The 11,071-nt window shown below is 73.0% G+C and carries 10 protein-coding genes and 1 pseudogene; 8 read left to right on the top strand and 3 right to left on the bottom strand.

Going from position 1 to position 11,071, the window contains the following annotated elements:
- Positions 1–300: pseudogene (locus GT030_RS10610) on the bottom strand (hypothetical protein); the annotation flags it as partial.
- Between the two features lie 270 nt (positions 301–570).
- Between GT030_RS10610 and purN the strand changes: the two are divergent.
- Positions 571–1,209, top strand: a complete 639-nt coding sequence (purN, locus tag GT030_RS10605; protein ID WP_161200878.1) for a phosphoribosylglycinamide formyltransferase — start codon at positions 571–573, stop codon at positions 1,207–1,209.
- The gene (gene purH / locus GT030_RS10600) at positions 1,206–2,777 is read left to right on the top strand and encodes a bifunctional phosphoribosylaminoimidazolecarboxamide formyltransferase/IMP cyclohydrolase (RefSeq protein ID WP_161200877.1); all 1,572 of its coding nucleotides are present in this window, start codon (positions 1,206–1,208) and stop codon (positions 2,775–2,777) included. Before purN ends, purH begins: the two co-directional genes overlap by 4 nt.
- Before the next feature lie 70 nt (positions 2,778–2,847).
- Here the strand turns inward: purH and GT030_RS10595 are convergent, their stop codons facing one another.
- Complete coding sequence (locus GT030_RS10595; RefSeq protein WP_161200876.1) at positions 2,848–3,444, bottom strand: RDD family protein; 597 nt, start codon at positions 3,442–3,444, stop codon at positions 2,848–2,850.
- Between the two features lie 262 nt (positions 3,445–3,706).
- Between GT030_RS10595 and GT030_RS10590 the strand changes: the two genes are divergently transcribed.
- The 4 genes from GT030_RS10590 (at position 3,707) to GT030_RS10575 (ending at position 7,514) form a co-directional block, all read left to right on the top strand.
- The gene (locus GT030_RS10590; RefSeq protein WP_135789462.1) at positions 3,707–4,561 is read left to right on the top strand and encodes a bifunctional methylenetetrahydrofolate dehydrogenase/methenyltetrahydrofolate cyclohydrolase; all 855 of its coding nucleotides are present in this window, start codon (positions 3,707–3,709) and stop codon (positions 4,559–4,561) included.
- Positions 4,551–5,015 (top strand): DUF3017 domain-containing protein, encoded by a 465-nt coding sequence (locus tag GT030_RS10585; RefSeq protein WP_161200875.1) that lies wholly within the window; start codon positions 4,551–4,553, stop codon positions 5,013–5,015. Before GT030_RS10590 ends, GT030_RS10585 begins: the two co-directional genes overlap by 11 nt.
- A gap of 303 nt (positions 5,016–5,318) precedes the next feature.
- Entirely contained in the window at positions 5,319–6,215 is an 897-nt protein-coding gene (locus GT030_RS10580) for an XRE family transcriptional regulator (RefSeq protein WP_161200874.1), read from the top strand.
- Positions 6,216–6,524: 309 nt separating this feature from the next.
- Positions 6,525–7,514, top strand: coding sequence for a malate dehydrogenase (locus tag GT030_RS10575; protein ID WP_161200873.1), 990 nt, complete (start codon positions 6,525–6,527; stop codon positions 7,512–7,514).
- Between the two features lie 66 nt (positions 7,515–7,580).
- On the opposite strand, the gene GT030_RS10570 is transcribed toward GT030_RS10575, so the two are convergent.
- On the bottom strand, positions 7,581–8,267 hold the full coding sequence (locus tag GT030_RS10570) for a siderophore-interacting protein (RefSeq protein WP_161200872.1): 687 nt from the start codon (positions 8,265–8,267) through the stop codon (positions 7,581–7,583).
- Between the two features lie 214 nt (positions 8,268–8,481).
- Between GT030_RS10570 and GT030_RS10565 the strand changes: the two genes are divergently transcribed.
- Both GT030_RS10565 and GT030_RS10560 read left to right on the top strand, forming a co-directional pair.
- Positions 8,482–10,197 carry a hypothetical protein gene (locus GT030_RS10565; RefSeq protein WP_161200871.1) on the top strand — a complete coding sequence of 572 codons (1,716 nt, stop codon included), beginning with the start codon at positions 8,482–8,484 and terminating at the stop codon, positions 10,195–10,197.
- Complete coding sequence (locus tag GT030_RS10560) at positions 10,194–10,541, top strand: hypothetical protein (protein WP_161200870.1); 348 nt, start codon at positions 10,194–10,196, stop codon at positions 10,539–10,541. The genes GT030_RS10565 and GT030_RS10560 overlap by 4 nt, the downstream gene beginning before the upstream one ends.
- Positions 10,542–11,071: the final 530 nt, after the last annotated feature.

Here is an 11,071-nt window from a genome sequence, read left to right as displayed (position 1 = left end):
GGGGGCGCGGCCGGGCTGGCGGTCGCTCCACTGGCTGCCCCAGCGCGAGTCCCCGGAACCCTCGTGACCCTCCTGGCCCTCGGGGTGACGCGGGCGCCACGGCTGGTCGGGACGGTCCTCGGGCGGGGGCGCGTAGGGGTTGTCGTCCTTGCGGTCACCGCTCCGGTCGTCGTCGCCGCGGCCGCCGGAGGGTGCCTGGGGCGGCGAGGTCGGCCGCTCCCGCAGCAGGACAACGCCACGCTCGCCCTCCTGGCCGGTAAGCGGCGGGAACGTGAGGAGTCGCGGGCTGCGATCGGGCATCAAAGGAGCGTCTTCCCCTAGGTCATTCGAAGTCCGGCATGAGCTGTCATCCCGTGAACGCGCCGCACGACGGCCGCGTTCCCGAGCCGGCTCGTCCCGAACGCTACCTTCCGGCCACGCCCCCGTCCCGTGGGGGCCGTCAGGAGTGCCGGTATCGTTGCTGGCGGCCGGCCGCTTCGTAGACTTCCCCGTATGGCGGGACGCGAAGCATTCGTAGAAACCTACAAACGCCGGCCGCGACCCATCGCCGTCCCGAGAAAGGGCCCCATCGTGGCCGCCACCCCCGCCGGTCCAGCGGCCCGGCGACTCGTCGTGCTGGTCTCCGGTTCCGGCACCAACCTCCAGGCCCTGCTGGACGAGATCGAGCGCGTCGGAGCCGAGGCGTACGGCGCGCGGATCGTCGCCGTGGGGGCCGACCGCGACGGCATCGAGGGGCTGGCCCGCGCCGAGCGCGCCGGGCTGCCCACCTTCGTGTGCCGGGTGAAGGACCACCCGAGCCGCGAGGAGTGGGACGCGGCGCTCGCGGAGGCGGTCGCCGCCCACGAGCCCGACCTGGTGATCTCGGCCGGCTTCATGAAGATCGTGGGCGAGGAGTTCCTGGCCCGCTTCGGCGGCCGGTTCGTCAACACCCACCCGGCCCTGCTGCCGAGCTTCCCGGGGGCCCACGGTGTACGCGACGCGCTCGCGTACGGCGCCAAGGTCACCGGCTGCACCGTCCACTTCGTCGACGACGGCGTCGACACCGGGCCGATCATCGCGCAGGGCGTGGTGGAGATCCGGGACGAGGACGACGAGAGCGCGCTGCACGAGCGCATCAAGGACGTCGAGCGAAGGCTGCTCGTCGAGGTCGTGGGGCGGCTCGCCCGCAACGGCCATCGCATAGAGGGACGAAAGGTAGTTATCCCGTGACCGCCACCGCCGAGAGCACCAAGCGGCCCATTCGCCGGGCGCTCGTCAGCGTCTACGACAAGACCGGTCTGGAAGACCTCGCGCGCGGGCTGCACGAGGCCGGGGTGGAGCTGGTCTCCACCGGCTCCACCGCGGCCCGTATCGCCGCCGCGGGCGTCCCCGTCACGAAGGTCGAGGAGCTGACCGGCTTCCCCGAGTGCCTGGACGGCCGGGTCAAGACCCTGCACCCCAAGGTGCACGCGGGCATCCTCGCCGACCTGCGCCTGGACAGCCACCGCGAGCAGCTCGCCGAGCTGGGCGTCACGCCGTTCGACCTCGTCGTGGTGAACCTGTACCCGTTCCGGGAGACCGTCGCCTCCGGTGCCTCGCCCGACGAGTGCGTGGAGCAGATCGACATCGGCGGCCCCTCCATGGTCCGCGCCGCCGCCAAGAACCACCCCTCGGTCGCCGTGGTCACCAGCCCCGAGCGGTACGCCGACGTGGCCGCCGCCGCCCAGGAGGGCGGCTTCGACCTTGCCGCCCGCAAGCGGCTGGCCGCCGAGGCGTTCCGGCACACCGCCGCCTACGACGTGGCGGTGGCCGACTGGTTCGCCTCCGAGTACGCCCCGGTCGACGACTCCCCGTTCCCCGACTTCCTCGGCGGCACCTGGGACCGCGCGCACACCCTGCGCTACGGCGAGAACCCGCACCAGCCGGCCGCGCTGTACGTGGAGCCGGGCGCCCAGGGTCTCGCGCAGGCCGAGCAGTTGCACGGCAAGGAGATGTCGTACAACAACTACACCGACACCGACGCCGCCCGCCGGGCCGCCTACGACCACGACGAGCCCTGCGTGGCGATCATCAAGCACGCCAACCCGTGCGGCATCGCGGTCGGCGCGGACGTGGCCGAGGCGCACCGCAAGGCGCACGCCTGTGACCCGCTGTCGGCGTTCGGCGGGGTCATCGCGGTGAACCGGCCGGTCAGCAAGGAGATGGCCGAGCAGGTCGCGGAGATCTTCACCGAGGTCATCGTGGCGCCGGACTACGAGGAGGGCGCGCTGGAGGCCCTCGCCCGGAAGAAGAACATCCGGGTGCTCAGGGCGCCGCAGGCTCCCGCCGCCACCGTCGAGCTCAAGCCGGTCGACGGCGGGGTGCTGGTCCAGGAGGCCGACCGCCTCCAGGCCGACGGTGACGACCCTGCCGACTGGACGCTGGCCAGCGGTGACGCGCTCTCCCCGGCCGAGCTGGCCGAGCTGGCGTTCGCCTGGCGGGCGTGCCGCGCGGTGAAGTCCAACGCGATCCTGCTGGCCAAGGACGGCGCCTCGGTCGGCGTCGGCATGGGCCAGGTCAACCGCGTCGACTCCTGCAAGCTGGCCGTCGAGCGGGCGGGCGAGGAGCGGGCGCGGGGTGCCTTCGCGGCCTCCGACGCGTTCTTCCCCTTCCCCGACGGACCCCAGATCCTGATCGACGCCGGGGTGCGGGCCATCGTGCAGCCGGGCGGCTCGATCCGGGACGAGCAGGTCGTCGAGGCCGCCAAGGAGGCGGGCGTGACCATGTACTTCACGGGCACGCGGCACTTCTTCCACTGAGCGCACACGCGAAGCGGCCCCCCGCTCCCCTCGCGGAAGGGGAGCGGGCGGCCGCCTCGGTACCGCGCGCTTACTTGGTACGGATCACGATCGAGCCGCAGACCTTGTCCGCGAAGGTCTGGCGCTTGGAGTCCCACGCCGGCCACAGGTAGCCGAGGTAGCACGGCAGGCCGTCGATGAAGTGGGCGAGCTGGCGGACGAACGCCATGCCGCCGCCGAGCGGCTGGCCGGTCTCCTCCTTCAGCGTGCGGGTGCCGACGACCTTCTTGCCGATCGTCTGGCCCGTCTTGCCCTCCTGGATGACCTGGTAGATCAGGAAAGCGATCATGAAGAGGAAGCCGACGAGGGAGAGCGCCGGGATGTTCGCCTTCGCACCGATGAGCACGAGCGGCAGGTAGACCACCATGTAGAGGATGGTGTCGATCAGCCTGCTGAGGAATCGCTGGCCCCAGTTCGCGTACTGCGGCTGCTGGTAGCCGTAACCCGGCTGCTGCGGGTAGCCGTAACCGGCCTGCTGGGGGACCGGGGGCGCCTGCGGGTAGCCGTAACCGGGCTGCGGGGGCACGCCCTGCGGCGCCTGCGGGTAACCGGGCTGCTGCGGCTGCCCGTATCCCTGCTGGGGGTCCTGCGGCTGACCGTACGGGTTCTGGGGCGAGCCGAAACTCATGGCTGGATTCCTCCGTTGGTACTGCGGGAACGACGCGGACAGCACGGAGGAACGTCAAGATCTGAGCGGTTTGCCCCCCACCGGACCGCGATGTATGCGCCGTTCATGGTTGTGGAGCCGTCACGCGTTGTCCAGCCGCATTCGCGAGGTGTTGTGCAAGTGCAACATCAACGATCAACGGAGGACATCTGGGACGCGACGGTGGCGGAGCCCACGCGGACCGGATTGGAACAGGGGGGCCGTCATCCGCGAGGATGGGGGCATGACCGCCCAGATTCTCGATGGCAAGGCCACCGCAGCCGCGATCAAGTCCGATCTGACCGCCCGCGTGGCGGCGCTGAAGGAGAAGGGAATCACGCCCGGCCTCGGTACCGTCCTGGTCGGTGAGGACCCCGGCAGCCAGAAGTACGTCGCGGGCAAGCACCGCGACTGCGCCCAGGTCGGCATCGCCTCCATCCAGCGCGAACTCCCCGCCACGGCCACGCAGGAGGAGATCGAGGCGGTCGTCCGCGAGCTGAACGAGGACCCCGACTGCACCGGCTACATCGTCCAGCTCCCGCTGCCCAAGGGCATCGACGAGAACCGCATCCTGGAGCTGATGGACCCGGAGAAGGACGCCGACGGCCTCCACCCCATGAACCTCGGCCGCCTGGTCCTCAACGAGCCCGCCCCGCTGCCCTGCACCCCCAACGGCGTGCTCACCCTGCTGCGTCAGTACGGCGTGGAGACCAAGGGCGCCGAGGTCGTGGTCGTCGGCCGCGGTGTGACCATCGGGCGCTCGATGCCGCTGCTGCTCACCCGGCGCAGCGAGAACGCCACCGTCACCCAGTGCCACACCGGCACCCGTGACCTCGCCCACCACCTGAAGCGGGCCGACATCGTCGTCTCGGCCGCCGGTGCCCCGCACCTGATCCGCGCCGAGGACATCAAGCCGGGCGCGGCCGTGCTGGACGTCGGCGTCTCCCGCAACGCCGAGGGCAAGATCGTCGGCGATGTCCACCCCGACGTCGCCGAGGTCGCCGGGTGGATCTCCCCGAATCCCGGCGGGGTCGGCCCGATGACCCGGGCCCAGCTCCTGGTCAACGTGGTGGAGGCGGCGGAGCGGCGTGCCGGCTGACGAGTCCGGGGAGCCGCAGGTGCGGGACGCGATCAGCGCTCCCGACGCGCAGGGGCGCACCAGGCGCATCACCCGCCGCTTCCCGCTGTTCACCAAGGACACCGCGCGTCCCGAGGGCGGCGGCCGGGCCGCGAGCGGCGACGCCCCGGCGCCGGCCCGGCAGTGGCCGGTGCTGGTCGTGCTCTCGGCCGTCGCGCTCGGCCTGCTGCTGGTCGCCTTCGACGTGACCCGCGCCGGGCTCCTGCTGATCGGCGCGGCCCTGCTGGGGGGCGCCGCGATGCGCTGGACGCTGCCCGGCGTCGGCATGCTGGCCGTCCGCTCCCGCTTCACGGACATCGTGACCTACGGGGTGCTGGGCCTCGCCATCGTCCTGCTGGCCCTGATGGCCCAGCCCGAACCCCTGCTGCAGATCCCGTTCCTGAAGGACACCCTGCACTTCACGGTGTCCAACTAGCGCCGCAGGCAAGGCCGGTGGCTCGCCCCCACCCCCGATCAGGGGCGAGCCACCGGGACTTCACCCTGGCGGGCCGGGTGGGTGCCGGGCAATGTCCTGCCGTGCGCTGTGGCACGGAGGTGACCGTTCCGCCACCGTGTCCGCGCCCTGCCACATCCGGGCAATCGGCGCCGCAACAAGGGCAGTTCGCCGGATACGTTCCGATCACCCCCCTCTCGCGGGCTACCGTGGAGCGGGGGCGGTGGCGTGACGCGGGGAGGCGTCGCGGTGCCCGCCGGGGGAGGAACGAGGGGGGAGCGGGCCATGGCTCGTTGGAAGGCGCTGCCGGAGGAACTCGACCCGCAGATCGGGGAGTTCACCAGGCAGTTGCGGCGGCTCGTGGAGCAGGGGGGCCTGAGTGTCGCCACGCTGGCCGACCGCACCGGCTACAGCAGGACGTCCTGGGAGCGGTATCTGAACGGGCGGCTGCTCGCGCCCAAGGGGGCCGTCGTCGCCCTCGCCGAGGTCACCGGCAGCAGCCCGGTGCACCTCACCACCATGTGGGAGCTGGCCGAACGCGCCTGGAGCCGGGCGGAGTCGCGGCACGACCGCACGATGGAGCAGATCCGGATCACGCGGGCCCGCGCGGCGCTGGGCGACTTCGGCGGGGGCACCGGGACGACGACGGCCGACGTCCCACCGGCGAACCCGCCTTCCGCCGAGCCCCTGCCGGGCAGGCGCCGCGTCCTGCTCTTCCTGGCGGGCGCCGTGGCCGTACTCGTCGTCCTCGGCACCGTCTTCCTGCTCACCGGACGGGGTGACGGCGAGGGCGCACGGGAAGCCGCCGAGCCGTCCTCGCCGGCCGCCACCGGTGCCGCCGATCTGCCGCCCGGCGTCAAGTGCGTGGGCGTCGGCTGCACCGGCAAGGACGCCGAGACCATGGGGTGCAGCGGCGACCTGGTGACCACCGCCAGGACCGCCACCGTCGGCGCGGCCACCCTGGAGGTCCGCTACAGCAGGACGTGCGGCGCCGCCTGGGGCCGGATCACCGGCGCCGCACCGGGCGACCGGGTGCGGGTCACGGCGGGCGGCGAGACCCGGCGGGGCGACGCCGTCGCCGGGGAGACGTACACGTACACCCCGATGGTCGCCGTCGGCCGCGCGGGCGACGCCGAGGCGTGCGTGACCCTGACATCGGGGCGGACCGGGTGCACCAAGTAGCCGGAGTTCTCCGGTGCGGCACGCATGGGACGCCCGAACCGGGGCACCCGACAAGTACCCCCCCACGGGAGTCCGGCGAGCCGGTACCCCCACCGGCGGCCGCCTTCGTCCTCCTCTCCCGGACGGGCGGCCGCTGCCGTGTGCGGCCGTGCGGGCCCCGCGGAGCCGGGCTGTGGGGCGGGCCACAGGGCCCCGGACGTCCGGCATGCCGGATGCGCGATAGCCTGACCGCTGATCTCTCTTGACGCCAAGAGATCGATCATCCGCACGGGGCAGGGACGCCCCACCGCCAGCCATACGGAGAACGCCATGACCCGCACTCCCGTGAACGTCACCGTCACCGGCGCGGCCGGCCAGATCGGTTACGCCCTCCTCTTCCGCATCGCCTCCGGGCAGCTCCTCGGCGCGGACGTGCCGGTCAACCTCCGCCTCCTGGAGATCACCCCCGCGCTCAAGGCCGCCGAGGGCACGGCCATGGAGCTGGACGACTGCGCGTTCCCGCTGCTGAGCGGCATCACCATCACCGACGACCCGAACGTCGCCTTCGACGGCGCCAACGTCGCCCTGCTGGTCGGCGCCCGCCCGCGCACCAAGGGCATGGAGCGCGGTGACCTCCTGGAGGCCAACGGCGGCATCTTCAAGCCGCAGGGCAAGGCCATCAACGACAACGCCGCGGACGACATCAAGGTCCTCGTCGTCGGCAACCCGGCCAACACCAACGCGCTCATCGCGCAGGCCGCCGCCCCGGACGTACCGGCCGAGCGCTTCACCGCGATGACCCGCCTCGACCACAACCGCGCGCTGACCCAGCTCGCGAAGAAGACGGGCACCCCGGTCTCCGAGATCAAGCGCCTGACGATCTGGGGCAACCACTCCGCGACCCAGTACCCGGACATCTTCCACGCCACGGTCGCCGGCAAGAACGCCGCCGAGGTCGTGAACGACGAGAAGTGGCTGGCCGACGACTTCATCCCGACCGTCGCCAAGCGCGGTGCCGCGATCATCGAGGCCCGCGGTGCCTCGTCGGCCGCCTCCGCCGCCAACGCCGCCATCGACCACGTGTACACCTGGGTCAACGGCACCGCCGAGGGCGACTGGACCTCCATGGGCATCCCGTCCGACGGCTCCTACGGCGTCCCGGAGGGCCTGATCTCGTCCTTCCCCGTCACCACCAAGGACGGCAAGTACGAGATCGTCCAGGGCCTGGACATCAACGAGTTCTCCCGCGCCCGCATCGACGCCTCGGTGCGGGAGCTGGCGGAGGAGCGCGACGCGGTCCGCGGTCTCGGCCTCATCTGAGCCCCGTACGCGACGAGTGACGGGCCCCTTCCGGTCTTCCGGACGGGGCCCGTTCCCGTGTCCCGACTATTCCAGGCCGCGCTTGCCCGGCGTCCACAACGGCTTGGTCAGCACCGAGCGCCGGTCCCAGCCTGCGTCCCGCAGCACATGCCGTACCGCCTGCACGGTCCGCGCCTCCCCGGCGACGTAGGCCACCCCGCCCGGCGCCGGAGCCAGGCGGCCCACCGCCTCGGGGAGCGGGACGGTGCCGCGCAGTACCCAGTCGAGCCGGCCGGCCTGGGCCAGCGGGAGCCGGTCGTCCGCCGTAGCGGTCTCCACGCAGCCCGAGACCCGCGCGCCGTCGGGCAGCGCGGCGAGCATCGCGCCGAAGGCGACGGACGCCGTCTCGTCCCCGACGAAGACGTGGTGCGCGGCGTCCGGACGCAGGGTGAAGGAGCCCTCCGGCTTGCCGAGGCGCACCTCGTCGCCCGCCGCCGCCTCGCGCGCCCAGCGGGCACCGGGGCCGTCGCCCTCGTGGTCCAGCACACACAACTCCAGTGCGCCGGACTGCTCGTAGCGCCACACGGAGTACGTGCGCCGGGTGAGCGCGGAGCCCACGAGCACCCGGACCTGCTGGCCGGGGAGCACGTCGAGCCCGGCCAGTGCGTCGCCCTCGATCCGCAGGCGCCGCATCCGTGCGGTGAACCGTTCCACGGCGGTCACGGTGCCCCGGAGCATCAGCAGATCGAGGACAGGGTTCAGCAGCGCGGGCATGCACGGCTCCTAGAAATGGACAACTCGGGTCTATCGGACCGGAGTTGATCATCGGTGGGGGGAGGGCGATGCTACGCGCTCCGGGACCGGGGTGGCGGCGGGGTGGTCCGGTTCGGGTCGCCGGATTCCGCTTTCCTGACCAGCCGTCACCCCTCTATGCTCGGCGCTCGTCCACTTCTCGTGGGCGAGGGACTTCCATGCATCGGGGGATGGCATGAGCAGTGCTCACGTGCCGCCGCAGGCGGAGCGGACGTCGGCCGAGCGGGCGCCGGTCCATCCGCCGCCCGTCCCGCCCCACACCAGCGAGGCCACCCGGCTGCTGTGCGCGGGCACCTATCTGGACTCCGGCTACCGCGACCGCGTCATCGAGGAACTCCACCTCAACGAGCAGCGGATCGTGGCCCCTTCGCTCGGCTTCGACGCGGCGCGGGTGCTGGCGCACGCGCTGCGGGCCCGGCGGCAGGAGCTGGTCTGGGCGGGCGCGATCACCGGGCTGTGGCTGATGGGCATGCTGCTCAGCGGTGGGCTGCTCGCGCTGTACCTGTGGCCCAGCATCTGGCTCGCGCTCGCCCCCTGGCTGCGCGGGTGGACAGTGATGCCCCCGCAGTACCGGCTGGTCCTCGCCTTCCTGGCGCGGTGGTGGGGGCGGGCGTGGTTCGCCGCGCTCTTCGTCCTGACCGTCGTCACCGCGTTCGGCGGGGGCCCGTCCCCCGAGCCGTCCTACGATCCGTACGGGTACGGGTACGGCGGTTCCGAGGACCTCTCCGACTCGCTCACCCCGGCCGTGGAGACCTGGCAGGCGTGGTTCACGCTCGTCGTGCTCGCGCTCATCGCGCTGTGCGTGCACGCGCAGCGGACCCAGTTCAGCCGGGCGCTGGCGGGTGAGCTGTCCCCGCAGCGCTTCCCGGACGCCGCCGCCGACCCCGCCGAGCAGGCGCCGGGCCCGCGCTTCCAGCGGCTCAGGCAGCGCATCCGGCTGGAGCAGCACGCCCCGCTGGTCATGTACCACGAGGCCCGGCCCTTCTGCGGGGCCGGAGACGCGTACGACACCTGGGTGCTGGCCGTGGAACTCAAGCCGGACGAGATGGCCAAGGAGCGGCAGCCGCTCAGCAACCGGGCGATCCTGGAGAAGATCCGCCCCCGCCTGGAGCAGCTCCGTGTCCCGGCCGAGTACGCGGGGCCCGGTGTCCGCGACCGGCTGCGCTGGCTGGAGATCGACGAGTGCGTGTTCCTGCCGGTGGAGGGGCTGAAGAAGCGGGAGCAGGCGCCGTACACCGCCGAGGCGTTCGAGCAGCACCGGGCGCGGGCGGTGGAGGAGGGGGCCGAGAAGCGGCGGCACTTCCTGCGGGTGCGGGTCGGCGGCTGGGAGGAGGAGCTGGTCGTCACCGTGTACGTCCGTGTCCACACCCAGGGCGGCATGCTGATGCTGGAGGTCGCCCCGCATGTGCTGACGCCGGTGCGTGAGGACTTCAAGGACGCCGACCGGGTGGCCCACCGGTTCCGGCACAACAGCTCCCTAGGCAAGGCCTTCACCGCCCTCGTCCTGGTACCGCGCTCCGCCGCGCGGGCGCTCGCCCAGCTCGGCCGGGGGCTGGTGCACGGCTGGCGGCTGCTGACCGGCGGGTACGCGGGCGCGCTGCCCGACGGTCCCGCGCTCTCGGTGCGCGAGCTGGGGTCCACGCCCGTCGGCTCGCTGTTCCAGGAGATGGACGTGGTCCGGTACCTGCGCGGGGTGCAGGACCGGGTGGCCGACGGGGTCCGGTCCGCGCTCGCCGAATCCGGCTACCAGACCGGGGAGTTCGTCCGGAAGGTCGTCAACATCCGCAACGGGGACGTCCACATCGGCCGCGTCGAGGGAAGCACCTTCGCCGTCGGCAGCCACGCCAAAGCCACGGGCGCGCCCGCGCCGCAGAAGGGAGCCGGGACATGACCGGTCAGGAGCCGAACGTGCGCATCGGGGACGTCTCGGGGAGCACCTTCGCCATCGGCAGCCACGCCCACGCCGAGAGCCACCAGCACGGTACGGGCGCCCCCGCCGACCAGGAACTCCTGGCAGCGGTACGGGAGTTGCGCGCCGACCTCGCGCGGGTACGGGCCACCGAGCAGACCGCCGCGCTGGGTGAGGCGCTCGCCGACACCGAGGCCGAACTCAGCCGCACCGGCCAGGCGAGCCCCACCCGCCGGGAACGCCTGCGCGAACTCCTCGCCGACTCCCAGTCCCTCCTGGCCGTCCTCGCCTCGGCCGGCACAGTCGCCGGCCTGCTCGGACTCTGACCGCAACACCACAAAGGGGGGCCGCGATGAGCGGGGGAGAGCAGCACTGGAACGAGGACACCCAACGCTGGGAGACGGGCTCCGGCACCGACTCGGCCCCGACCCCACCACCACCGTCCCGCCCGGACCACGCCCCGGCTCCGGTGTGGCCCCCGGCCGGCCCGACGGGCCCCGCCGGGCCACCGGCCTCCGCGTGGCCGGCGGCCCCCACGGAGGCCCCCGACACCCCGGCTTCCACCTGGCCACCGGCAGACCGCCGCACGCCGCCCGCCCCGGCCGGCTCCCCGTCGTCCGCCGATCCGTCGCCCACCACCCGGCCCTCGACCGAGCCGTCGGCGTCCACCGGCCCCTCCGCGCCCGCAGGGCCGGCAGCCGGTGCCCGGCCCCCTGAGGGACCCTCGGCATCCGCCGCTCCCTCAGCCTCTGCGGGCTCGGCCCCGGGTGGCCGGTCCTCGGACGAGCCCGCCGCATCCGCCGGCCCCTTCGCGTCGAAGGGGGCGACGCCTGGTACCCGGCCCCCGGCCGACCCG

This window comes from Streptomyces sp. SID1328 (genome assembly GCF_009865595.1).
Lineage (GTDB): Bacteria > Actinomycetota > Actinomycetes > Streptomycetales > Streptomycetaceae > Streptomyces > Streptomyces griseoluteus.
Note: the sequence above shows the minus strand (reverse complement) of the source record. Positions and strands in the feature narration are given on the sequence as shown.